Raw genomic sequence first — 22628 nt, forward strand, 5'->3', positions numbered from 1 at the left:
TTGGTCTCCTTATCGGGGTGGAAGGCGTACAGCACCGTCCAGACGAATGGTCGTGCCGTTCAGGAACGGGTTTTGCACAATGTGTTTGGCAAGCAAGGCGAACTCGTTGGCTTCGCCAAGACGCGCTGGAAAGGGAATGTTTGCTGTGATTTTGGCGGCGACGTCTTCCGGCAATCCTTCCATCATAGGGGTGTTAAACAATCCTGGCGCAATGGCCATCACGCGGATACCTGATTGCGCAAATTCCCGTGCGGCGGGTAGCGACATCGCGGTGATCGCACCTTTGGAGGCGGCATAGGCTGTCTGCCCAAGTTGCCCGTCCTCCCATGCGACTGAAGAAGTGTTAATGATAACACCCCTTTCACCATCTTCGAGCGAACTCAGCTTGGCTATTCGCAATGCTGCATGGCTCATCACGTTGTATGTACCGAAGAGGTTTACGCGAAGGGTCTGTTCAAATACGTCAAATGACAGTTTGTCTTCCCGACCAACTATTCGAGCAGCCATGCCGACGCCGGCACAATTGACTACGATCCTCGGCGGGGACCCAAAAAAATTTGAAACGGATTCGAATGCTTCAGCAACAGCGGCTTCGTCTCTCACATCTGTTGCTACAGCAAAGCCTTTGAGTTCTTCAGCAACAGCGTTGGCCTGGGCTTCATTGAAATCCAAAACGGCGACTCTGGCCCCATGTGCAGCAAAATGTTTCGCCGTTGCTGCACCCAGACCACTGGCGCTTCCGGTAACTAAAGCAATGGTATTATTTAGTTCCACGGCAGGCCTCGATTTGCATATAGTTTGTCATTGTTATGTTCCATATCTATTTTTACACAATTCATTCGCGAACGGCCTCTGGCACCGGCTCTAAGGTATCAGGAATAACGTGATAGCAGGGAAAAGGACCAGAATTACGACCCTAACGATGTCAGACGTCACGAACCACATAACTGATTTGTATGTTTCAACCATCGGCGTTGACCGATCCATTGCGTTAATGATGAACAGGTTCATCCCTACTGGAGGAGTGATCAATCCGACTTCGACGACGATAAGTACAAGTATGCCAAACCAGATTGCCACATGCTCGGGACTCATCCCAAAGTCCAGCGTACTGATCACGGGAAAGAAGATTGGGATAGTCAGCAGGATCATTGAAAGACTGTCCATGAGGCAGCCGAAGATCAAGTAGAATACCAAGATCAGGCACAATACTGTCCACGGACTGAGGCCCAGGCTCACGACCCAATTGGATAATTCCTGCGGAACCTGCGTAAGAGCGAGAAAACTGTTATAAAGCCCTGCGCCTAAAACGATAAAAAAGATCATCGCGGTGCTTGTGGCGGTAGCAATGATACTTTCAACGAATACCTGCCAGTTCAGATTACCCGAAAGCAGAGCGATGAGACCAGTTCCAGCTGCGCCAACTGCGGCACCTTCTGTCGGCGTAAACCATCCCAAGTAAATGCCGCCGACCACGAGACCAAATACCAAAAGGACTGGCCAGACATCCAGCAACGCGCGAACACGTTCCGCATAAGGGACTGCCTCGCGGGTACCAGCGGAGTCTGGATACATACGAACATAAACTGATATTGTGACGATATACCCAAGCGCCGCGAGGATGCCTGGGATAAAGGCCGCCAAGAACAGTTTTGCAATATTCTGTTCTGTCAAAATTGCATAAATGACAAGAATTACCGAAGGTGGAATCAGAATTCCCAAAGTACCCCCAGCGGCCAGCGTGGCCGTTGAAAACCCGCCAGAATAACCATATCGGCGTAGTTCCGGCAGCGCGACCCGGCTCATTGTAGCGGCAGTGGCGAGGGATGACCCACAGATTGCACCGAAACCAGCGCAGGCACCCACGGCTGCCATTGCGACACCGCCCTTTCGGTGGCCCAGGCAACTCTCAGCTGCTTTGAACAGAGCCGAAGACATACCTGACAGAGTTGCAAACTGCCCCATCAGTAAAAACATCGGAATAATGGTCAGTGAATAACTGGAAAAAGTCGAATAGGTTTCAGTTTTCAGCTTGGACATGAACATGTTAGCGCCGCCCATGGCGAAATACAGCCCGCCAATTCCGCACAATAGCATCGCAAGTCCGATCGGTGCGCGCATAAAGATCATGATTAAAAGGATGGGAAATGACAGGTAGCCCATTTCTAGTAGTGTCAATGTGCCGCCTCCCCACGATGCGGCAGGATTAAGCGCCCTGTCACAAGTTCAATAACTTGCGCAACAGCGCAATAAACAGCCACCAAGGACGCAATTAGCGCGGCTATGAAACTCAACCCATAGGCCCACCAGACAGGAAACTGTAACAGAAAGGTCGTTTCGCCGTTGTCCATTTTACCTTGCAGGCCGACAAACAGCCTCCAGGTAATCAGCAATATCACAAGTGACAACACTACTTCCCAGAAGGTAACAATCACTTTGTTGGCCTTTGGTGGCAGAATGTTTGTAAAAACGTCGACTGTCGCATGCGCTCCGTAGAGCTGACATATCGGCAAGAAGGAGAATATGGCGAACGCAACTCCGGCCTCGACGAGTTCGAAATCACCGTTAACAGGTCCAACGCCTGTTGCAATCAACGCTTGCGCTGCCGATTCCGAAAGGGCGTTCAAAAAGTCCGAATGCCCAAACGTGTTAAGGCCGCGCCCCAGAACACTGATTGTTGTCAACAAGACCAGTAGCGTCAGCACAATACCGCCAAGAATGGCCATGTAACGCGCCGTGCGTTCCACCATGTTCTGCATTATTTACTCCAAAAGACAGCTTCCCCCGCAGGCACTTGTCTGCAGGGGACGCAATCGGATCAATTACCTGAGTATTGCGAGATTAACTCAAGAGCGCGAGCTCGAAGGCCCGTGCCGTCCATACCTTTTTCGTCCATCTCGGCAATCCAAGCATCGGTGGTGGGTTGCGAGGCAGCCTTCCATTCTTCGACCTGTTCAGGGCTTAGTGTTATTATATTATTGCCGCGTTCCATGGCCTGTTTGTGTGGCCCATCGTCGTCAGCCTGCATTTGCTTTCCCGCAAAAGCAGAGAACTCTGCACCGGAATTGGCATCAATTATGGCCTTCAGATCGTCCGGCAATGCGTCCCAACGATCTTTGTTCATCGCAAAGATGAAAGTCGTCGTATACAATGAATCGTCACCGAAAGTAGTGTGATTTCCCACTAATTCATTGACTTTCAACGCTCCGGTCACCTCCCATGGAATGACGGTGGCATCGATCACACCTTTGGACAAAGCCTCCGGTACCGCAGGTACTGGCATCCCGACCGGGGTAGCGCCTAACGAGCTGAACAAGCCGTTGGTTACACGTGTCGGTGCGCGCAGTTTCACGCCGTTAAGATCCTCAATACTTTCAATAGGATCTTTCGAATGGATCAAGCCGGGGCCGTGCACCCAAAGCCCAAGAACTTTGAACTGTTTGAAGTCGTCGTCCATCATGGTTTCTTCGGCCAAATCCCAATAGGCACGAGAAACCGCTTCGGCGTTGGTCATTGTGAAGGGGAGTTCAAATACTTCGGTCCGGGGAAACCGGCCGGGTGTGTAACCAGATACAGTCCAGACAATATCTGCAACCCCGTCAATGGCCTGGTCGATCAGTTCGGGGGGCTTGCCGCCTAGCTGCATGGCTGGAAAGCGTTGGATTTCGATACGGCCATCTGACTCCGCCTCGATCTTGTCAGCCCAGACGTCCAATATGTTCTTTGGAACATTAGCCTGCGCGGGCAAAAACTGATGCATACGCAAAGTGACATCGGCTGCGAAAGCTGCGGTGGCCATGGCGCCGAAAGCAATCGCCGCGACGGCGGATTTCAGTAAAGTTCTGCGCGAGTTGGTCATGGTCTCCTCCCTTAATGACCTATGAGTATCACCCTTCTCTATGTGATATCTCTTTGTAGTTATAAGCTATAACGATCTTGTGCCATTTTGTTGTGGTGTTTCAAGTGGTTCGACTTAGGAGTTGCGTTCCTTGACCGAACCTCGTGGTTCCTGACCGTGTCACCATACAATCTGGGCTTGGACATCATTCTTCCTCTCTCTTGCTCACATTGCCTTTATGTTGGGCTGAGGTAAATTGAGCTTTCTTCTCCGTTAGTTTCAGAAATCGGCAACTAAATCGATTTTTTTTAGGATTTGCTTTCTATTTCAGTGTTGAAGACATTGGCGCAACATATTGCTCAGACGCTTGGATTTTCATCGGAATTGGCCTCGATAGTCTTTGTCGCGAATTCGAGAAATGCTTCACGCTCGCTGGAACTCAGTCCACGCAAGATTTCGTTTTGAAGGGCTACGACGACAGGTAAAGCCTTGGCGTAGATGTTTTCTCCTTCCGCAGAAAGTGTGACTTCACGAGCCCGCCTGTCTCGCTTGCTGATCGATCTTGTCACGTATTTTTTTTGTTCAAGCCTATCTATGACCCCGCCGATTGTCGCCCGGTCGTAGGCTATCATCGTCGCAATCGTCGCTTGATCGATTCCCGGGCGGGTACGAATAGCGTCCAGTGCCGCGAACTGAACCGAAGTCAGATCAATACCGGCTTCCATCATTCGGGTTGAGAATACATGCGTCGAAATTTGATTGAGTCGCCGGATAAGATGACCCGCCATTCCGTAAATTTGCACCTTAGCCTCCGCCACTTTGGTTCACTAATGCTACAATCGACCATAGTTTGATAAAAAAATATGTATACATACCTTTTTTGCCTCAATATAGTAAGTACAAATATCATATCCCGCAAAACAGTAACTGGGCAGTGGTCATGCAATATTACTTAAATGGTTTTCGACCTGGTGATCCGGACATAAAGCCAGCTGATAACGGCGGGTCCAAAAATAATGACGAGAATAGAGTTCTTCCCGAAACCGTTGATGTTTTGATCGTAGGGTGCGGCCCAGCAGGGCTATGCCTTGCGGCACAACTTTCACAGTTCAGCGAATTTACAACGATAATTGTGGATCAAAAGATGGGTCCAATGGAAAAAGGGCAAGCTGACGGGGTTAACGTCCGTTCGATGGAAATGTTTCAAGCATTCGGATTTGCGGACAAGATCAAGCGTGAAGCTTATTGGGTAAACCAAACAACATTCTGGGCACCAAACCCTGCTAACCCCGGTCACATAAAACGGGCAGGCATTGTTCAAGATGTAGCCGACGATCAATCCGAAATGCCGCACACTCTGATGAATCAAGCTCGGATACATGAGCTTTTCTTAGATGTTATGAGAAATGCGCCAACGCGGTTGGAGCCTAGATACGGTTTTAACGTCCGCGATCTGACGATTGACACTGTTACTGCTGACCACCCGGTCACAGTAGTGCTCGACCCAGTGAAAGAGAATGAGGATGCTGCCGAACCAATTCAAGTGCGCGCCAATTACGTTGTCGGTTGCGACGGCGCGCGCAGCAATGTGCGCAAAGCCATTGGCGGAAAGTTGCAAGGAGATGCAGCCCATCAAGCCTGGGGAGTAATGGACATCCTCGCCAATACTGACTTTCCAGACGTTCGACGTAAATGCCTTATTCAATCTTCGGCCGAAGGGAATGTTCTGATACTTCCTCGTGAGGGCGGATATCTGTTCAGGATGTATGTCGAGCTGGACAAATTGAATCCGGCAGAAAGGATCGCAAACCGAAACTTAACCGCCAACGACATTATTGCTGCGGCCAATCGGATCATTCTGCCATATTCAATTGACGTCAAAGAGGTGGTTTGGTGGTCGGTTTACGAGATCGGACATAGGCTGACTGATAAATTCGATGACGTACCCACAGATGAAGTGGATACCCGGACGCCCCGTGTCTTCACTGCTGGTGACGCGTGTCATACGCATAGCCCAAAAGCGGGGCAGGGAATGAATGTGTCGATGGGAGACACATTCAATCTCGGATGGAAACTCGTACATGTTTTGACTGGGCGTTCAAAGCCAAGCCTTTTGCACAGTTATTCCGCTGAACGGTTGTTGGAAGCAAAGCGGCTTGTGGAAACCGACCATAAATGGGCGCGTATCATGAGCGCACCCCCTAGCGAGGCAGAGCTAGACGGCACCGATGTGCCCCGGATTCAGAAGCAGTTCATTGAAAATCTGGAATTTACTGGCGGACTCGCCGTTCGTTATGAACCATCCGACTTGATCGCAGAACCGACTTATCAGCATCTGGCCAAGGGGCAGGTCATCGGAAAGCGGTTTCACTCCGCTCCAGTTGTGCGGCTCGCTGACGCCATGCCTATGCAATTGGGGCATACTGCCGAGGCAGATGCCCGCTGGAGAATTTACGCCTTTGCCGGATCGGGCGATATAGGCACTCGGGATGGTTCTATTCATCTCCTATGTAATTTTCTTCTGAACGATCCAAGCTCACCGATTAAACTTTTCGGGCGTCATGGCGAGGCTATTGACGGCTTGATTGACGTTCGCGCGATTTTTCAACAGGACTTTAGGTCGCTAAGCTTCGAGGATATGCCCTCGTTCTTAAGGCCAGCAAAAGGCAAGTATGGTCTGCGCGACGCCGAAAAGGTCTTCTGCGTCGACCACAAAACTGGCAACGACATCTATACCATGCGAGGAATTGATCGAGACATCGGATGCATGGTGATCGTTAGACCTGACCAATACGTTGCCAATGTCTTGCGTCTGGGTGATTATCTTGGTTTGACAGACTTCTTCGCCGGTATATTAGTTGGCGAAGCTGAACATTGAAGTCTGGAATAAGCCGCTTCAGCTAATGAACGACAAGGTCCTACGGACAAGTTTCAATCGCCAGATCTTTAGAAGAGTTTTTAAATTGACGTGCCAAGAAGTCTATGAATGCGCGGGTTTTTGGCGCCAAATTTCGCTTGTCCGCGAACATTACGACAATGTCGGTACTGTTCGGCGAATATTCGGGCATGACCTGAACCAACTCGCCCGAATTAAATTCTTGCTCAACCATATAACAGGGCAGTCTGGCGATCCCGAGACCTGCAAGAGCCGCCCGGTATATCACATCTGTACTGTTACCTTCAAAATTCCCTTGCGCCACAAATAACTGGTTGCCGTCGATCTCTGCTTGCCCCCAAGAATTCCGAAACTTGCTTCCCGCAACCCTTAAGCAATTGTGTTGTGCCAAATGTTCAAGGTTCGAAGGCGTTCCGCAGCGCTCTAGGTATTTTGGTGATGCGCATAAAACCCGACGGCTTTCCATAATACGGCGCACGATCGTGTCAGGGCTTTTGTGTTGTTCGTCAAAGCATATGGCCGCGTCAAATCCTTCACTTTGCAAATCAACTTCCCTGTCCGTCAGGTCAAGTGCGACCTCAACTTCAGGGTTTTCTTCCATAAATTTGGGAAGTTGAGGGATCAATTGCGACTTTCCGAATGCAACGGTTGACACAACCTTGAGTTTGCCGCGAGGCGTTCCATCCTGATTTAATATAAGTGCCTCGGCCTCTTTGAATTTGTCGGCCATGGCTCTGCATTTTCGGTAAAATTCCATACCTTCTTGCGTAGGCGACACACCGGTTCGAGTTCTGTTAAGAAGGCGGTAATGGGCGCGATCTTCAAGCAATCCGATTTGTTTGCTTACAGCAGAAGGGGTCTGATCCATTGACCGGGCAGCCGCAGAAATACTCCCGCGCTCAACGACGGTCGCAAAGATCAACATTTGCGCAGATATATCCATTTCACACCATTGGCCTGTTCCAAATTGGAATGGGTCCTGTTCCAATTTAAGAAATTGTGAGCGCTATCAAGCTCGGGTACTTCTGCAATGCAGCATAAATACTGCAATGCAGCAATAGACGAGGCGCAATTATGGCAAATACAAGATCGATTACCTCGTTAGAGATCGTTCTGCATGCTGGCCGCACAGTCTTTCAGCAAAAGCGGGATGCCGTGCGGGCCGCCATCACCAAAAGAAAGGTCTATCTAAACACTTATCGCGAACTTTCTAATCTCACTGACCGTGACCTCAATGATTTAGGTATTCCGCGTGGCAGTATCAAAGGACTGGCAAAGGAGGCAGCAAATGACCTTTAAATCGCAAGCAGTCGGGTCAAACTCGGATAACACATTGTTATATTTGAGTTCCATGTCACGTGGGGCCAAGAGTATATTGCCTCTGATCCTTTCGCGACTGAACAAAGTATTTGCAGGCATGCGCGGAGTATTAAGAACACTTCAAATGGCGCGAATGATGTCAACTCTATCCGAAATGAGTGATCACCAACTTACCCAGATCGGGATCTCGCGGGCAGACATACCAATGTATGCCGAGAAATTGCTTTCAGATGATTGGGGTGGCGACGCCGAAAACCTGTAAAAACATGTAATTACCAGGTGTTTAATAGGCACTATGAATCTGCTGGTTCTCGCTCCTCCCAGAGAATGCCAGCGCAAGCGGCGGCGAAAGTTCAACAGTGTACGCCAACGCAAAGGACCAGCCTCTTTATCTCCTCCCAAAGGGGCTGGTCTGATCTTTTATTTCGGCTGCGGGTAGTTGTGACGAATCTCCGTGAATTTAGGGCAGATTTTTTCTGAAAAACCTCGTCACCAACTCATGCGAAACTGGTGGCCTTCCAAACAAATAACTAATGATGACTCATTCAATGTCCGCATCCCTTGATTTTAAAAGAAGTTTTCCAGGATGCCTGTCGCGTAAGTGAATAAACGAATTTCGTTGAATGGTCATGGACAAAGATGATCGATGAAATTGATCTAAATTAAAGCGGAATTTGTGAGCATCGGCACAATGGCTGGCGAGAGAATGAGGAGGAACTTTCGATGCCAGATAAGACGCCGAAAACAAAACACCCCACAACATTGATCGACGTGTTCAAACAAATGCAGCCTTCGGAGTCTGTGAATCCTGTTCTTGGCGCTCAGATTGAGCAATTTTGGGACGCGCAGGAGAAGATGCTGGAAGAAGCAGAAAACTTTGCACAACATTGGTTTGAAAGGCGTCATGAGGCTGTTCGGTCTGCACTTAAGGCGGCGCGTACCGCGTCGTCGGCCAATGTAGGCGACCCATCGAAAGCCATGCAAACGATTACGGAATGGCAGCGTCACTCAGCAGAACGTCTGATCGCGGACGCTCAGGAATGGTTCGAAACAGTTGCCCGTTGTGCGGCATATGCGGCAGAAACTGAAGCGGAAGCCGTGGAGAAAACAATTGACGATGTTACCACCACAGCGAAAAAAGTTGGGCAGTCTTCAAAGTCAGAGCCGGTTTAGGGTGTTAACATTGGAAGTTTCCACTTGAATTTAACCCGATCAGTCGAAAGGACTGTACATGTACAAGAAAATTCTAGTCCCTGTGGCGCTGGATAGTGACCATGATACTCGGGCTTCTTTTGAAGCGGCGCGCCTGCTGGCTGACACCGATGCAGAATTCATTATGCTCCACGTGCAGGAACCTATTCCGGCGTATGTGGCGTCTCAGATTCCAGAAGAGGTTTTCAAGAACACACGCCATGAGATTCAGGAGAACCTACTCAAGAGTGCGTCAGAGTTGCCCGGCGCTCAAGCGAAGTTGGTTTCTGGGCATGCTGGCAGGGCGATTGTCGATTTCGCCAATGAACAAAATGTTGACTGCATTGTAATTGCTTCGCACAAGCCGGGCTTTGAGAATATCTTTCTAGGGTCAACTGCGAACAGGGTTGTGCATCATGCAAAGTGTGCGGTTCACGTAACCAGGTGAATCCACATCCACGTTGACTTAGCTTCAAAAACTATCGGGACGTTCAATGTCGCGCGTCGGGGCAAGCTGGAGCTTGGTCGCTGTTTTCGAGATAGTGCACTGCAAGGAGGTGTGCTGTGCGAGCAATGGTTTTCGATGGGAAGAGTCCCAGTCTGCGACTTTGTGAATTACCTATTCCAGTATCTGGCGCAGGGCAGGTGCAGGTGCAAGTCGAGGCGTGTGGTGTCTGCCGAACTGATTTGCACATCGTTGATCGTGACCTGAAAAGCCCCGTACTGCCGCTGGTCCCAGGACATGAAATCGTCGGGCGTATCAGTGACTTGGGAGACGGGGTGGGCAAGCTAAAAATTGGTCAGCGAGTCGGCGTTCCCTGGCTGGGACATACATGCGGTAGGTGCGAATTTTGTAGATCTCATCGCGAGAACCTTTGTGACGAGCCGGGGTTTACAGGATACACAATTAACGGTGGCTACGCCGAATACTGTGTGGCGGATTCGAGTTTTGTTTTCCCGTTGCCGGAAGAAAAAGAAGCGGCGGATTTGGCTCCGCTTTTGTGTGCCGGTCTGATCGGTTATCGCAGCTTCAGGATGGCTGGCGGTCCAAAATCCTTAGGTATCTATGGTTTCGGCGCTGCAGCTCATATCCTTTGTCAGGTTGCTACGTCGCTTGGCGTCGATGTCTATGCTTTCACAAGAGATGACGACATCGCAGCACAAAAGTTTGCCTTGGAATTGGGTGCTAAATGGGCCGGTGGCTCTTCTGAAAGTGCTCCTGAAAGTTTTGACGCATCAATCATATTTGCTCCGGTCGGCGCTCTTGTCCCACTTGCCCTTAAAGCAACCCGCAAAGGAGGGCGTATTGTTTGCGGCGGTATTCACATGAGTGATATACCGTCGTTTCCATATTCAGACCTGTGGGAGGAACGCTCTATTTGTTCCGTCGCCAATCTGACAAGGAAAGACGGTGATGAGTTTTTTGAATTGGTTTCGGAAATACCTATAGAAACCCGTGTATTAACTTATCCGCTGGAATGCGCGAATGATGCCCTTGACGACTTGCGATCCGGACGATTGCAAGGCGCAGCGGTTCTCTGTGTTTAGTTCCGACCCGTCTGGCTGCGCATACTCTACGACTTGTTTGCCAATTCTGCAGCCTTTTTCTAAAACCACACTTTTTCTCCAGGTCTGACATCTGGAAATGAGGTTGAAACTGCGCTTTTGTTCTTACCAGAGTGTGCATCGTCGAGACAGGTGATCCTCACTCTGCCGCTAATGAGATAACCGCCTTGTCTGAAATGGATTGATGTTTCTCGGAAATACGTAATTTTCTGAAACGCCCTTGGTAAACCAATGCAAAAACAGGTGGTGTGAAGAAAAATGACACAACGGTCGACAGCAACACGCCGCCTGCTATTGCCACCGCAAACGGGGGCCAGAATGCACCGCCACCTACTATCAGGGGGAGAAACCCGCCAAACGTCGTAACTGTGGTCGAGATGATGTGCCGGCTGGAACCGGTGACAACGCGCGCCATTGCGTTTCGGTCACCGCGACTTGCCCGCGGATCTTGTTGCAAGCCGGTGAGTATTATTATGGCCGCGTTTATCGAAACGCCGATGGAGCCAATCACGCCAATGATCGCCTGAATGCCGAACGGATATTGCATGATTGCAAGTGACAGCATAGAAAGACCAGCCGACAGGACACAAACCGCCAACGTCACCAAGGTTAACCTGAAAGAGTTGAATGTCAGGACGATTGTCGCGATGGACAGTGTCACGATCAACCCCACCGAAGCCATCAGATTGCCGACTGTGCTGGAACGTGCATCACTGTCTCCGCCCAAGGTCATTGTATATCCCTGCGGTAGCTCAAATCCCGAAACATCCAAGGCTTCCAGCACATCCTGCAGAGCTTCTTCAGGTAGTACACCAGGCACGATGAATGCCTGAATTGTGTTTTCACGGACGCCATCGGTCCGAGTAATTACGCTTTCAGCGGGTTCGACTATGGGTTTGGCAAGCTCGGACAAAGGAACCGCAGGAAACACACCAGTAGCGGAGATTGCAGCAGCGTCCGGCAGAAGTATAGGCATGCTGACTATAGTGCTCAGATCAGAGCGAATTTCGTCACCAAAACGCACCCGAACGGGTAGTTGCTCGGTGCCTTCTATCAATGAACCTCCGGTCACTCCCACCAACGCGGCGTCCAGCTGACCTGCTATGTCCGCAACATCCAAGCCAAGCAGGCGGGCATTTATCTCGTCAATCTCGAACCGGATTTGGGGGTTGCCGCCATTAACGCTTGCTCGGGCTTGTGTCACCAAATCGAGGTTGGCCATGACCGATCGAATCTCGTCACCCAGCTCGCGAAGAATTGTAATGTCTTGTCCCTGTATTTTTACCTCTATAGGCGCGGCAACTGGGGGGCCTTGAACAAGGTTGCGCACAATTATTTGTGCTTCGGTGAAATCTGTGTCCAGGCGACCCTGCAAATCTCCGACCAGGCGGGCGGCATCTTCCGCAGTTTTCGTTGTGATCATTGCCTGCGCAAATCCGGGCTCACGCGAGCGATTGCCAACTATGTTGTAATAGAAGGCTGGACCTGACTCTCCCACCGTCCAGTAGACGCTTTGCACGCCGGCATCAGCCAAAAGCATTTCGTCGATCAGCCGTGCTGTTGCCGTTGTGCCGGAAATCGAAGTACCCCCTGGCATATCAATTTCGATGTAGAATTGGTTTCTATCTACGCCCGGAAAGAATTGAGCAGTCAGAGTGGGAAATGCTGCAAATCCAAGAACGGGTAATACCAACGCCAGCGCGATGGACCGCACTGGGTTTGCGACCGAAATACGTATTGATGCCTCAAACAGACGGGCAAGTGCTGGGATACTGATGCCTTGAGCAAGTATTCCAGCGTCTTTTCTGTCAGATAAAACCCAGCCTGCAATTGCAGGCGTGACCGTCAAAGCAACCAATAAAGACCACACCAACATAAGTACAACGGCGATGGCTATGGCGCCTACAAAGTCACCAGCAGGCCCGGGCAGAAGGATCATGGGCATGAAAGCTAGCGCGGTGGTGATGGTGGAAGCCAACAGCGGAGCCGCCAATCGGCGTACCGCGTCGCGCACTGCAGTGATACGATCCATCCCGTCTTGCAAACGTCGCCGGATTTCGTCTGTCATCACGATTGCGGCGTCTACCAGCAAGCCTAAGGCCACAATCAGTCCGGTGACGGACATCTGGTGAATTGGCAGTCCAATCATGTTCATTGTTGCGAGCGTGGCAAGCGAAACGACCGGCAGAACAAGTGCGACGATTGCAGCGGCTCGAACACCAAGCGTTATGAACAGAACCGCAACCACGAGCGCGACACCGATTGCCATGTTAATCCCGACTTCGGTCAGGCGGTCTGTTGTGTATTTACTTTGGTCAAAGAGTAGTAACTCCTGAATACCCACAGGGACTGACGCAGAACCTTCTTCAAGTTCCTTTCGCACAAATCCAGTCCACCGGTCGATCTGAACCCCGTCTTGAGCAAGAACGCCCACAAGAACGGCTGGCATGCCGTTGGCAAATGCGATCGCAGACTCAGGCATTCGGGGGCCGCGATCCACTGTGGCGATGTCACCCAGTAGTACAACTGCGCCCTCGGCATTTTCGCGCAGAACAATGCTTCTGATGCGGTCAATTGTTTCGATTTCCCCACTGATATTTATGGTTAAATCCACATCGGACTGTAAGCGGCCTGATTGGACTTTTCCATCAGCTTCGGTTATCCGCTGCGAAATTTCAGTGGCACTCAGGCCTAATGCTGCGGCTTTATCCATATCAACGCTGACAAGGACTTCCTCTTCCGGCTGCCCAAAGTAATCAACGGCACGAGTGGCCGGGATCGTCCGCAATCTGTCGCCCAAGGATTCCGCATGGCGCGATAGCAGCGTTATTGGGAAATTCGGGCTGTCAGCCGCCACTGCGATCACCGCAGAATAGGCGGAAATGCCTTCTGCGTCGAAATCTGGTGGCAGAACACCAGTGGGAAAATTCTGACTGGCGTCATCGATCGCATCCCTTGCTTCGGCCCAAACTTGTTCGATGGTGGCTTCATCCAGCGTTTCAAGCAATTCAACGGAAACTACTGAAATCCCAGATCTGGAAACCGAACTTATCTCGTCTACTTCAGAAATTTTCCGCAACTCTTCCTCGATCTCAGCGGTTACCAGCGCTTCGACCCGCTCCGGGTCCGCACCCGGAAACTGAGTCGTCACAGTTGCAAACAGATTGGTGATTGTTGGATCTTCCTGCCGCCCCAACGAAAGAAAAGATGACAGCCCAGCGGATACCAACACTAAGATTATTAGAGCGACAAGCCTGGGGTGACGAAATGTAAGGGTTTCCATTTGTATCCTCCGTCACTCGTTGCCGCCAAATGCGACTCGCTGACCAACCGTCACACGCTGTGGCCCCCGATCAATCAAGACAGTGCCGTTGGGAAACATACCTCTGACAAAAACGCGGTCATCTTCGGCATGGATTACCTCTACGGTCGCAATGCGAACCGTTTTCTCAGCGTCCGCAACCAAAAGCGTCCATTGACCACGCGCCGCTTCTTTTAGTGATGTTGTAGGAACCCAAGTGCCGGTACTTTCGACCGGGTCACTGATGTGAACACGTGCGGTCTGTCCAAACGCGACGTTGGGACCGTCTTTCAGGTCAAAAAGTGCTGTACGCGTCCGGGTTAGTGGATCGACATCTGGACGCAAAGTAGCCAGCTTCGCTTGATACTGGTTGTCGGCAATTTCGACTTCAACATCGGCCAAAAGTGAAGGCTCCACATCAAGTGGAATACCTATTCGCACCTGCGGTGACACGATTTCGACCATTCCCAAAACAAGCTCTCCAGATAGTAGCGTTTCACCGCCGTCGACATGCCGGGAGGTAATTTGACCTGCGAAGGGAGCTTTAATACTGGATTTGTCGATCCGAACGGTCACGTCGCGTAAAGCTGCGTCTAGCTCTCCCATTCTGGAAAGCAGTTCATCTTGCTGAGCTATTGCCTCGTCCAGACGAGCCTGACTGGTAAATCCTTGCTCGATAAGTTTTGTACTGCGTTCAACGGTTTTTTGGGCAAAGGAAAGCAGCGCCGCTATAGCTTTGCGAGATGCGGACAGGCGATCACGTTCAACTTCCAGCAACGCGATATCCAGCGTAGCAAGCAGTTGACCTTTCGAAACCTCATCTCCCTCGTCGACCAGTATTTTTGCGAGGGTTCCGTTCAACTCAAAGGAAATATCTGCAGACCGTTGTGGCTCGACCTGACCGATGAAAACCCGATCAACTAAGTAATGACTTTCTTGACTAATAGGCGTTACTGAAACGGGCGTCACCGAGGCGGCGTCAGGAGCGGGAACAGCGTTCGCTCGGCGCGAAAGCTCAGAAGCTCCTAAGTGGACCGCTGCAGCAGCGACGAGGATGACGCCTACGGTCAAACTAAGCTGTGTTATGCGGTGAAGGACGCGTGAAAAAGGGCTTCGCTTAGCAGGAGCAGAAGCGGAAATCTCTGGATTCGGCATTTTGACCTCATCAAGTTAGTCTCTCTAACATATGTTAGAACTTCTCACTTTGACAAGGGATACGTGATCTGCAAACCTTGGATCATGACAGACACCAAAATAATCAAGAACTCTGGCGGCAACGCGGAAAGCCGAATGGCGGAAAAAAAAGCCTACCATCATGGTGATCTACGAGCGGCTTTGATAGAGGCGACGCGGCAGTTGGTTGAGGAAAAAGGCCCGGACAGTTTTTCAGTTTCGGACGCATGCAGGTTGGCAGGTGTGTCCACGGCAGCACCTTACAAACACTTCAAAGACAAGAACGAAATGCTTGTTGCCGTTGTTCTTGAGGGAATGGCCAGGCATCGTGCAAATATGCTTTCCGCTTTGCAAGAATTCCCGGAAGGATCGCCAGAACGTATAACGGCCATTGGTATGGAGTATGTTGCGTTTGCCATGAACGAGCCGGGTATTTTCCGGCTCAAGTTTGGGGGATTCACCGATCGCATTGCTGACCCCCGGCTCGAGGAGGGTGGGCAACAAAGCTTTGGAATTCTGCTTTCCGAGGTCGCAAAATGCCTAGGCGAATCCAGAATCACCGAAGAGGTTCGCCGTCGCGGATTCCTGCTTTGGAGTTTTGTTCACGGACTGTCTTTTATTTTGCGTGACCGAGGCCTGGCCGACAAAGGTGAGGAGTTCGATCTGCATGATCTGCTGAAAGACGTGTCAGAAAGAATGTTGAAATAGGCCAAGACATGCAAAGTCACGACACCGGATTGTGAGGCAGACCTGTATTAACGGATCTCTAGTGACTTTTCGAAATTTTTTGAGAGCGAGATTTTATTAAATGTCGGGATTCATGCATTTAAACGTTTCGGAATCTTAGCGTGGTGGTTGAACAAAGAATGCCAGACAAGCGCGTCAAACTCAGCGAACTCAAAACTGATAGCCATTTTCCAACCAAGTAACTTCTTCGGCAGGTAAAAGGCTCCGAATTCGTCGGCTATAAGTTTCCATTTCCTCCGGTGAAATGCGCCCCTCCCACTTGTTTGATGTGCCAGAAGAAAAGAAATCCGCGAGGTCGTGGAAAGGCGTGTCTTTATGAAAACGGCGCTCACTACTTTCAACGGCTTTTCGCATTTGTTTAAAACTAGTTGCCTCAGTGATTTCATCCCTGAGTGATTGCGGTAGAGGCACTTTCATTATTCGCGCAATCTTTTCGACCTGACCGGATAAATCCCGGGACATATCGGCGTAATGAAAAAAATGCACGTTGCCATTGTCTTTGCGCTCTTTTGCCTGTTGGTAGTGATGAACAAATGAGGCAAGCGTTAAATCGTCGGTCCCAGCATCGGTGGCCGGCGCATTAACAAAACGCTGAAACCCCTCGCTCTCGCTTTCTGGAAACATATAATCGAGCCAGTCCTCCTTCATATTTCCCGCATGAGTTCGCAATGAAAAGTGAGCGTCAACTGGATGTCTGTATACAACGATGTAGGTCGGTTCGCGCCCGTAGGCGATCCCGTCCATTGGGGTGTGGCTTTTAATACATCTGCGACTGTCCAAGCTGTTCAAAAATTCCGCGATTTCCTTTCGATCACGAAAACCACAGTCAAGCCATGGGGCATCTTTTGAGTTTCCGGCATCCGGAACGACGCGTTGGTATATGAGCATCATTACGATGTTCAGCATCCATGTGGTTCCGCATTTAGGGGGTGTGGTCACAATTACGTCGTCCGGACGCAATTCGAAGCCGTTCCAAATTTCAGTGTTGGTTACGGTGCCGCAATAATCTCTAAGCCGCTCTGTCGTTAACATTTCCATCTCCAACTCGGACCTGAATTCAAAAATACCAGATTTCGAGAAGCCGACGACCAATTTTGTCAAATGCTATCGCTCAAGTACCCAGGTAATGGATGTTCAGGCGTCGGATTTTTGGGGCTTCCCGATGTTCAAACAAGTAAAGACTTTGGACTTTGCCCAATGGAAGAAGTCCGTCATTTATCGGTATAGATAACTGGGTCTGGGTAAGAAGCGCCCGCAGGTGAGACGGAGCATTGTCGTCTTGTTCAGGTTTATGACGGTACGCTCCCGCAGACTTGGGTACGAGTTTCTCAAAATAATCCAAGATATCCTGCTGCACGTCCGGATCCGCATTTGCTTGGACCAACAATGAAGCACCAGTGTGAGCGCACCAGATTGTAAGCAAACCGGAAAGGAAACTGCGGCTGGTGATTTCGTGCTGTATCAATTCGCTTATATCTGTCAGTGACTTTCCGGGTGTGGAAACTGAAACTTCAAAAAACTCTTGTTTCATATAGTTTTAACTCTACACGAAGTCATCTCTGCGAGGCGTGAAGCAGTCAATTAATTCTCCTTCTTCTTGGCATATACAGCCGTGTTTTTGATTCGACGGGATAATAATACTGTCGCCTGGCCCAAGCACCTCTTTCACATCGCCAACAGTGAATTCAAAGCGACCGGATTTGACAAATGTTGCCTGAACATGCGGGTGCTGATGGAGTAACCCCTCGGCACCTTCATCAAAGCGAAACGAAACCATCATTAGGTTAGGATGATCCGCCAAGACCTGACGCGTCACGCCTGGGTCGGTGGGCACGATAGGATTAAGCAATACCATTACTGGGTCGTCCTTTTGAAATGTCTAATTTTCCAACTTACTCAAAGTAGTCAGCGTGTTTAGCGTGTATTTCTTCGATTGTGTTATCGATCCTGCTCAAGTGGCGACGGACAACATTTGTTGCCGCATCTACGTTTTTGTCGGAAAGCGCTTTGGCAAGGTCAAAGTGGTCTTCGTATAGAGTTTTGGCTTCGCTTTGGCGGCCGAGGCTCAAAACGCAAAGCCGGTCAATTTTTCTTTTGCATTCTTGAATGGTTTCAAATGCCAGGGGTTTTCCGCTCAGTTCGCAGATTAGCCTGTGGAACTCATAGTCCAGTTGGTGAAATCTTTCCGTTTCGTTTTTTTCTATAACGCTCAGTTGCTCAGCCAGATTCTCCTTAAGGGCCAGAGCGTGCTCGGGTCGCCAGACGCTGCAAGCCGCGCGCACAACTTCCAGTTCAACTGCCAAACGAACGAAACGGGCATGTTCTATGCGCTCCATTGAAAAGCTACGCACCTGAGTGGCTTTCTGTGGTCGTATCAAAAGAAGGTCTTGCGATTCTAGTTTGGTGAAAGCGTCGCGAACCGGTTGTCGGGAAACATCAAACCTTTTGGCAATGTCTGCCTCTGACAACTTGGTTCCAGGCAGCAATTCCAGTGTGACGATAGCTTCGTACAGATAATCATACACGATATCTGCGGTCGTGCGCCGAGCAAGTTTTTCCTTAAGACTTTGCATTTGTTTCCTTTTTCGCCATCTCAAATAGTTTGGGAAAGCGCCAGTTAATTCAAAGTGTCTGCGCCAAGTTAGCTTTCTGCGCGACTGCTGCCAACGTTCTTGAACCCTGCTGATTTCTTGTTCGCACAATATGGCCAGAAATATTCAGTTGACAATACTAGTATCCTAGTCGACTAAATAATACAATCTCGTTGAGGCGGTGCGGTTGTCAGGACGCTGGATGGAACCCGTCAAAGAGAACCCGCAATCAGAAAGGACCAAAAATGACAGGATCAATCGCAGAGAAATTTGGCGCCCGTCAAAACCTCGAAGGAAAAGTCGCGATTGTTACTGGTGGTGGTCGAGACATTGGGCGCGCCTGCGCAATGCGGCTTGCAAAAGCAGGAGCATCGGTCTCGATCAATTTTCACAGTTCTTCTGAAGGGGCGGATTCTGCTGTCTCGGAAATCCGGAAAAACGGAGGAAACGCAATTTCGCTTCAAGGCGACATGACATCAGACGATGATGTCAAAGCACTTGTTTCAGAAACTCTTTCTGCTTTTGGCGGGTCTATTGATGTCCTGGTGCATGTGACTGGAGGGTTAGTGGCGCGTAAGACGATCGCGGAAATGGATATAGCCCACTGGCAAGACGTGATGGAATTGAATGCCACGTCATTCTTGCGCGTCGTTAAGGCGGCTCTACCACACATGAACGTCGGCGGAGCGATCGTTGGTTTTGCCAGCCAAGCTGGCAGAGATGGGGGCGGCCCGGGTGCGGTTGCCTACGCCGCATCGAAAGGCGCAATTATGACAATGACACGCGGGCTGGCTAAGGAACTGGGGCCAGACATCCGCGTGAACTCGGTTTGTCCTGGGATGATCGACACCGATTTTCACAACATTTTCACAAAAAATGAGGTGAGAACCAACGTGGCTGAGGCAACGCCGCTCAAACGCGAAGGTTCTTCGGAAGACGTCGCGAACCTGGTGGCTTACCTGGCATCGGATGAAGCTGCTTTCGTCACTGGCGCAAACATCGACATCAACGGGGGTCTGCTTTTTTCATAACCGGTTTTGACCGGACAATAGCTCAAGAAACCAATTTTCTAGGGAGGAAGAAATGACGATGAAACAATCCAAAGCACTATTTGGCGCCGCGACCGTGGTAGCCGTGTTGAGCAACTCAGCTTTTGCAGCAGATTGGCGCGGTTGGAATATTCACGTGGACGGTTATCCCAACACGATAGCCATGGATAAATTTGCCGAACTCGTAACCGAAAAGACGGACGGCGAAATAAACGTCCAGATGTTCCACGGAGGTACTTTGGGTAGCCAACCTGACGCTGTCGAGCAGGTACGGGCAGGCGCGTTGGAAGTTGGAAACTTTAACCTCGGCCCAATCGGTCCGATCGTTGCGGAAGCCAACGTTGTTTCACTGCCTTTCATTTTTAAGGACGTGCCACACATGTTCCGGGTTCTGGAAAGTGAGGGCGGCGAAGCAATTGCCGCTGGGATGGCTGAAAAGGGTTTAACACCGCTGGCTTGGTACGATGCTGGCGCTCGCTCGTTCTACAACGGCACAAAAGCGATCAATACGCCTGCTGACGTCGAAGGCATGAAAGTGCGTGTCATGAACAACGACCTGTTTACGGGAATGATAGCCGAGCTTGGAGGAAACCCTTCACCAATGGCATTTGCCGAAGTTTATCAGGCCTTGAAAACGGGTGTCGTCGACGGGGCAGAGAACAATTGGCCATCGTACGAGTCGACCGGTCACTTTGAAGTAGCTGGCTATTACTCTCTTTCACAGCATCTGATCATTCCTGAATGCATCTGTATAAACACTGATACATTCAGTGCCCTTTCACCTGAAATGCAATCGGCCGTCCGCGAAGCGGCGGAGGAGTCGGCCGAATTGCAGCGCCAACTTTGGGCTGAGCGCGAGGCGGCAAGCCGTACAGCGGTTGAAGCAGCCGGAGTAGTTGTGAACGAAGTTGCAGACAAAGCACCGTTTCAGGCTGCAATGGGGCCGGTTTACGAAGCCTACTTTTCGACCAACCCGAATCTACGCCCGTTGGTCGAGACCATCCAGGCAACAGATTGAGACAGAAAGCTCTAGCCTGAAAATTCCCGACCACGGTGATGCGTGGTCGGGTGCTTAACGCAGGAAATGATCTTATGAAAGTAGCTTCCGATCTGCCTGTATCGATACGCAATATGGTTCTTATTCTTGATTGGATCGCGTATGTTTGCCGGGTTTTAACGGGTATTGCGCTGGTGGTGATCACCGTAATCTTCGGTTGGCTTGTATTTGGTCGGTACGTCCTGAACGCCACACCAACTTGGGTCGAACAGGTCGCTTTGTTGCTTGTGATGACAATCGCATTTCTTGGAGCTGCGGTTGGAGTGCACGACAATTCCCATTTGTCTGTTTCGCTTTTACGGTCTGCCGTTCCCCCTTGGATCAGAAGAGTATTGGTTGTCTCTACTGATGTCCTGATGGCTGGCTTCGGTGGGTTGATGCTGTGGTTTGGTGCTCGACTTACAATTTTCAAATGGGGATCACTCATTCCGCTGATCCAAGTGCCTGAGGGTTTGCGTTCATTGCCGCTGACAATTGGTGGGGGGCTTATTCTTGTGTTCTCCATCGGTCATCTGATCCGTGTGTTTGTCGGTGGCGATGAACGTAGCGACAGCATTGAATAGAGGCGTTTGATGGGAATTCTTTTTCTGCTGGCAGTATTTGCACTCTGCGTTCTGATTGGAACGCCTGTGGCCTTTGCATTGGGTATTGCAGCAATTTCGGCCTTTTGGTTTGAAGGGTTGCCGTTGATGATTGGCTTTCAAAGGATCGTCTCCGGCATCAACGTCTTCTCGCTGATGGCCATTCCATTTTTTATTTTTGCTGGCGAGTTGATGTTTCACGGCGGCATCGCGATGCGCCTCGTCAGGTTCGCGTCTGCTGCGGTCGGTGCCGTTAGAGGCGGACTTGGGATAGTTAACGTTTTTTCGTCGATGCTATTCGGTGGAATCTCCGGCTCGGCAATAGCCGATATCTCGGCCCTTGGGTCCATTCTTGTGCCAGTGATGAAGGAAAAAGGGTATGATGCCGACTACGCTGTCAATGTGACTGTAACCTCATCAATTGCCGGGATTATCATTCCACCCAGTCACAACATGATTATTTTTGCTATTGCGGCTGGGGGCGGTGTCTCCATCTCAAAGTTGTTTCTGGCAGGTGTTTTTCCGGGAGTATTGATGTGCATCTGCTTAGCCGTAGCAGCGTATTTAGTGGCCGTCAGGCGAGGATATCAGGCGGAAAAATTTCCCGGTTGGCGTGCGCTTCTCCTAAGTTTCGTTAGTGCGATTCCAGGCTTGCTGACGGCTGTAATAATCGTTGGGGGCGTATTGTCAGGCATCTTCACAGTAACGGAGTCAGGTGCTTTCGGCGCGATATACGCTTTCGTCGTTACTTTAATTGTTTACCGCAGCATTACCTGGGAAAACTTCTGCATCGCCGTGTCTTCGGCTGTGCGCACAACAGCAATGGTCATGATCTTGATCGCGTGCGCAGGTGCATTTGCTTACATGCTGACCTTCTACCGAGTGCCAGACAAAACGGTCGAACTGCTTACGGGGTTGACCGAAAACCCCATTATGATCTTGTTGATGATAAACGTGGTCTTGCTGGTCCTGGGAATGATAATGGATATGGCTGCACTGATCTTGATTTGCACGCCAATTTTCCTGCCGGTCGCAAACAGCTTGGGGATCGATCCATTGCAATTCGGTATGATCTTACTGGTCAATCTGGGATTGGGCTTGTGCACTCCGCCTGTCGGGTCGTGCCTATTTGTTGGATGCGCGGTAGGCAAACTGCCAATGGAGAAAGCCGTGCGGACGATTTGGCCCTTTTATTTGGCCATTCTTGTCGCACTAATGCTGATAACGTTTGTTCCGGCCATCTCAATGACTCTTCCAAATCTAATAGGTTGAGGGGCAAACCTTGCCCTCAATCCGCGTTCAGAAACCTAGGTTTTGT

The 22628-nt window shown here is 50.3% G+C and carries 23 protein-coding genes; 11 read left to right on the forward strand and 12 right to left on the reverse strand.

Annotated elements, in window-relative coordinates; all coding sequences use genetic code 11:
• Window positions 1-9: 9 nt before the first annotated feature.
• From AC2FNE_RS00765 to AC2FNE_RS00785, 5 genes are all read right to left on the reverse strand, one after another.
• The gene (locus AC2FNE_RS00765) at window positions 10-774 is read right to left on the reverse strand and encodes an SDR family NAD(P)-dependent oxidoreductase (protein WP_170476278.1); all 765 of its coding nucleotides are present in this window, start codon (window positions 772-774) and stop codon (window positions 10-12) included.
• Window positions 775-864: 90 nt separating this feature from the next.
• Window positions 865-2178: a TRAP transporter large permease gene (locus tag AC2FNE_RS00770; RefSeq protein WP_170604057.1), complete on the reverse strand. Its 1314-nt coding sequence runs from the start codon at window positions 2176-2178 to the stop codon at window positions 865-867.
• The gene (locus tag AC2FNE_RS00775) at window positions 2175-2759 is read right to left on the reverse strand and encodes a TRAP transporter small permease (RefSeq protein WP_496804586.1); all 585 of its coding nucleotides are present in this window, start codon (window positions 2757-2759) and stop codon (window positions 2175-2177) included. The genes AC2FNE_RS00770 and AC2FNE_RS00775 overlap by 4 nt, the downstream gene beginning before the upstream one ends.
• Window positions 2760-2818: 59 nt before the next feature.
• A complete protein-coding gene (locus AC2FNE_RS00780; protein ID WP_170476272.1) occupies window positions 2819-3859 on the reverse strand; it encodes a TRAP transporter substrate-binding protein in 1041 nt (346 codons plus the stop codon).
• Window positions 3860-4197: 338 nt separating this feature from the next.
• Window positions 4198-4641, reverse strand: coding sequence for a MarR family winged helix-turn-helix transcriptional regulator (locus AC2FNE_RS00785; RefSeq protein ID WP_170604053.1), 444 nt, complete (start codon window positions 4639-4641; stop codon window positions 4198-4200).
• Window positions 4642-4778: 137 nt separating this feature from the next.
• Here AC2FNE_RS00785 and AC2FNE_RS00790 point away from each other — a divergent pair, with 137 nt between their 5' ends.
• Complete coding sequence (locus AC2FNE_RS00790; protein ID WP_496804587.1) at window positions 4779-6716, forward strand: FAD-dependent monooxygenase; 1938 nt, start codon at window positions 4779-4781, stop codon at window positions 6714-6716.
• A 40-nt stretch (window positions 6717-6756) separates the two neighbouring features.
• Here the strand turns inward: AC2FNE_RS00790 and AC2FNE_RS00795 are convergent, their stop codons facing one another.
• Entirely contained in the window at window positions 6757-7677 is a 921-nt protein-coding gene (locus AC2FNE_RS00795; protein WP_496804588.1) for a LysR family transcriptional regulator, read from the reverse strand.
• Window positions 7678-7808: 131 nt separating this feature from the next.
• On the opposite strand from AC2FNE_RS00795, the gene AC2FNE_RS00800 reads away from it, so the two are divergent.
• The 5 genes from AC2FNE_RS00800 to AC2FNE_RS00820 all read left to right on the forward strand — a co-directional run bounded on the left by AC2FNE_RS00800 (window position 7809) and on the right by AC2FNE_RS00820 (window position 10793).
• Window positions 7809-8033 (forward strand): DUF1127 domain-containing protein, encoded by a 225-nt coding sequence (locus tag AC2FNE_RS00800; RefSeq protein WP_496804589.1) that lies wholly within the window; start codon window positions 7809-7811, stop codon window positions 8031-8033.
• Window positions 8023-8316 carry a DUF1127 domain-containing protein gene (locus tag AC2FNE_RS00805; RefSeq protein WP_496804590.1) on the forward strand — a complete coding sequence of 98 codons (294 nt, stop codon included), beginning with the start codon at window positions 8023-8025 and terminating at the stop codon, window positions 8314-8316. The genes AC2FNE_RS00800 and AC2FNE_RS00805 overlap by 11 nt, the downstream gene beginning before the upstream one ends.
• Before the next feature lie 461 nt (window positions 8317-8777).
• Window positions 8778-9227: a phasin family protein gene (locus tag AC2FNE_RS00810; protein ID WP_496804591.1), complete on the forward strand. Its 450-nt coding sequence runs from the start codon at window positions 8778-8780 to the stop codon at window positions 9225-9227.
• A gap of 58 nt (window positions 9228-9285) precedes the next feature.
• Entirely contained in the window at window positions 9286-9693 is a 408-nt protein-coding gene (locus AC2FNE_RS00815) for a universal stress protein (protein ID WP_170604046.1), read from the forward strand.
• Between the two features lie 125 nt (window positions 9694-9818).
• Entirely contained in the window at window positions 9819-10793 is a 975-nt protein-coding gene (locus AC2FNE_RS00820; RefSeq protein WP_174823137.1) for a zinc-dependent alcohol dehydrogenase family protein, read from the forward strand.
• Window positions 10794-10950: 157 nt separating this feature from the next.
• Here AC2FNE_RS00820 and AC2FNE_RS00825 read toward each other — a convergent pair whose 3' ends face one another.
• Both AC2FNE_RS00825 and AC2FNE_RS00830 read right to left on the reverse strand, forming a co-directional pair.
• The gene (locus AC2FNE_RS00825; protein ID WP_496804592.1) at window positions 10951-14094 is read right to left on the reverse strand and encodes an efflux RND transporter permease subunit; all 3144 of its coding nucleotides are present in this window, start codon (window positions 14092-14094) and stop codon (window positions 10951-10953) included.
• A 12-nt stretch (window positions 14095-14106) separates the two neighbouring features.
• A complete protein-coding gene (locus AC2FNE_RS00830; protein WP_496804593.1) occupies window positions 14107-15267 on the reverse strand; it encodes an efflux RND transporter periplasmic adaptor subunit in 1161 nt (386 codons plus the stop codon).
• A gap of 84 nt (window positions 15268-15351) precedes the next feature.
• On the opposite strand from AC2FNE_RS00830, the gene AC2FNE_RS00835 reads away from it, so the two are divergent.
• Window positions 15352-15993, forward strand: a complete 642-nt coding sequence (locus AC2FNE_RS00835; protein ID WP_254442447.1) for a TetR/AcrR family transcriptional regulator — start codon at window positions 15352-15354, stop codon at window positions 15991-15993.
• 189 nt (window positions 15994-16182) lie between these two features.
• Here AC2FNE_RS00835 and AC2FNE_RS00840 read toward each other — a convergent pair whose 3' ends face one another.
• The 4 genes from AC2FNE_RS00840 to AC2FNE_RS00855 form a co-directional block, all read right to left on the reverse strand.
• Window positions 16183-17070 (reverse strand): sulfotransferase domain-containing protein, encoded by an 888-nt coding sequence (locus AC2FNE_RS00840; protein ID WP_496804656.1) that lies wholly within the window; start codon window positions 17068-17070, stop codon window positions 16183-16185.
• Between the two features lie 73 nt (window positions 17071-17143).
• Window positions 17144-17563, reverse strand: a complete 420-nt coding sequence (locus AC2FNE_RS00845; protein WP_170604036.1) for a secondary thiamine-phosphate synthase enzyme YjbQ — start codon at window positions 17561-17563, stop codon at window positions 17144-17146.
• Between the two features lie 12 nt (window positions 17564-17575).
• Window positions 17576-17887: a cupin domain-containing protein gene (locus AC2FNE_RS00850; RefSeq protein ID WP_170604034.1), complete on the reverse strand. Its 312-nt coding sequence runs from the start codon at window positions 17885-17887 to the stop codon at window positions 17576-17578.
• A 37-nt stretch (window positions 17888-17924) separates the two neighbouring features.
• Window positions 17925-18605 carry a GntR family transcriptional regulator gene (locus AC2FNE_RS00855; RefSeq protein ID WP_170476247.1) on the reverse strand — a complete coding sequence of 227 codons (681 nt, stop codon included), beginning with the start codon at window positions 18603-18605 and terminating at the stop codon, window positions 17925-17927.
• A gap of 263 nt (window positions 18606-18868) precedes the next feature.
• On the opposite strand from AC2FNE_RS00855, the gene AC2FNE_RS00860 reads away from it, so the two are divergent.
• The 4 genes from AC2FNE_RS00860 to AC2FNE_RS00875 all read left to right on the forward strand — a co-directional run bounded on the left by AC2FNE_RS00860 (window position 18869) and on the right by AC2FNE_RS00875 (window position 22582).
• Window positions 18869-19654 carry an SDR family NAD(P)-dependent oxidoreductase gene (locus tag AC2FNE_RS00860; protein ID WP_170604032.1) on the forward strand — a complete coding sequence of 262 codons (786 nt, stop codon included), beginning with the start codon at window positions 18869-18871 and terminating at the stop codon, window positions 19652-19654.
• A 58-nt stretch (window positions 19655-19712) separates the two neighbouring features.
• Window positions 19713-20690 carry a TRAP transporter substrate-binding protein gene (locus AC2FNE_RS00865; protein WP_170604322.1) on the forward strand — a complete coding sequence of 326 codons (978 nt, stop codon included), beginning with the start codon at window positions 19713-19715 and terminating at the stop codon, window positions 20688-20690.
• A gap of 74 nt (window positions 20691-20764) precedes the next feature.
• Window positions 20765-21292 carry a TRAP transporter small permease gene (locus tag AC2FNE_RS00870; RefSeq protein WP_496804594.1) on the forward strand — a complete coding sequence of 176 codons (528 nt, stop codon included), beginning with the start codon at window positions 20765-20767 and terminating at the stop codon, window positions 21290-21292.
• Between the two features lie 9 nt (window positions 21293-21301).
• Complete coding sequence (locus tag AC2FNE_RS00875) at window positions 21302-22582, forward strand: TRAP transporter large permease (RefSeq protein ID WP_496772345.1); 1281 nt, start codon at window positions 21302-21304, stop codon at window positions 22580-22582.
• The last annotated feature ends 46 nt before the right edge of the window (window positions 22583-22628 follow it).

The sequence above is a fragment of the Ruegeria sp. YKSD179 genome, assembly GCF_059612885.1.

What these genes read in the sequence shown, in the direction of transcription:
- AC2FNE_RS00775 (WP_496804586.1), bottom strand. Translation starts at nt 2,759, where the DNA reads ATGCAGAACATGGTGGAACGCACGGCGCGTTACATGGCCATTCTTGGC.
- AC2FNE_RS00780 (WP_170476272.1), bottom strand. Translation starts at nt 3,859, where the DNA reads ATGACCAACTCGCGCAGAACTTTACTGAAATCCGCCGTCGCGGCGATT.
- AC2FNE_RS00790 (WP_496804587.1), top strand. Translation starts at nt 4,779, where the DNA reads ATGCAATATTACTTAAATGGTTTTCGACCTGGTGATCCGGACATAAAG.
- AC2FNE_RS00795 (WP_496804588.1), bottom strand. Translation starts at nt 7,677, where the DNA reads ATGGATATATCTGCGCAAATGTTGATCTTTGCGACCGTCGTTGAGCGC.
- AC2FNE_RS00800 (WP_496804589.1), top strand. Translation starts at nt 7,809, where the DNA reads ATGGCAAATACAAGATCGATTACCTCGTTAGAGATCGTTCTGCATGCT.
- AC2FNE_RS00805 (WP_496804590.1), top strand. Translation starts at nt 8,023, where the DNA reads ATGACCTTTAAATCGCAAGCAGTCGGGTCAAACTCGGATAACACATTG.
- AC2FNE_RS00810 (WP_496804591.1), top strand. Translation starts at nt 8,778, where the DNA reads ATGCCAGATAAGACGCCGAAAACAAAACACCCCACAACATTGATCGAC.
- AC2FNE_RS00815 (WP_170604046.1), top strand. Translation starts at nt 9,286, where the DNA reads ATGTACAAGAAAATTCTAGTCCCTGTGGCGCTGGATAGTGACCATGAT.
- AC2FNE_RS00820 (WP_174823137.1), top strand. Translation starts at nt 9,819, where the DNA reads ATGGTTTTCGATGGGAAGAGTCCCAGTCTGCGACTTTGTGAATTACCT.
- AC2FNE_RS00825 (WP_496804592.1), bottom strand. Translation starts at nt 14,094, where the DNA reads ATGGAAACCCTTACATTTCGTCACCCCAGGCTTGTCGCTCTAATAATC.
- AC2FNE_RS00830 (WP_496804593.1), bottom strand. Translation starts at nt 15,267, where the DNA reads ATGCCGAATCCAGAGATTTCCGCTTCTGCTCCTGCTAAGCGAAGCCCT.
- AC2FNE_RS00835 (WP_254442447.1), top strand. Translation starts at nt 15,352, where the DNA reads ATGACAGACACCAAAATAATCAAGAACTCTGGCGGCAACGCGGAAAGC.
- AC2FNE_RS00840 (WP_496804656.1), bottom strand. Translation starts at nt 17,070, where the DNA reads ATGGAAATGTTAACGACAGAGCGGCTTAGAGATTATTGCGGCACCGTA.
- AC2FNE_RS00845 (WP_170604036.1), bottom strand. Translation starts at nt 17,563, where the DNA reads ATGAAACAAGAGTTTTTTGAAGTTTCAGTTTCCACACCCGGAAAGTCA.
- AC2FNE_RS00850 (WP_170604034.1), bottom strand. Translation starts at nt 17,887, where the DNA reads ATGGTATTGCTTAATCCTATCGTGCCCACCGACCCAGGCGTGACGCGT.
- AC2FNE_RS00855 (WP_170476247.1), bottom strand. Translation starts at nt 18,605, where the DNA reads ATGCAAAGTCTTAAGGAAAAACTTGCTCGGCGCACGACCGCAGATATC.
- AC2FNE_RS00860 (WP_170604032.1), top strand. Translation starts at nt 18,869, where the DNA reads ATGACAGGATCAATCGCAGAGAAATTTGGCGCCCGTCAAAACCTCGAA.
- AC2FNE_RS00865 (WP_170604322.1), top strand. Translation starts at nt 19,713, where the DNA reads ATGAAACAATCCAAAGCACTATTTGGCGCCGCGACCGTGGTAGCCGTG.
- AC2FNE_RS00870 (WP_496804594.1), top strand. Translation starts at nt 20,765, where the DNA reads ATGAAAGTAGCTTCCGATCTGCCTGTATCGATACGCAATATGGTTCTT.
- AC2FNE_RS00875 (WP_496772345.1), top strand. Translation starts at nt 21,302, where the DNA reads ATGGGAATTCTTTTTCTGCTGGCAGTATTTGCACTCTGCGTTCTGATT.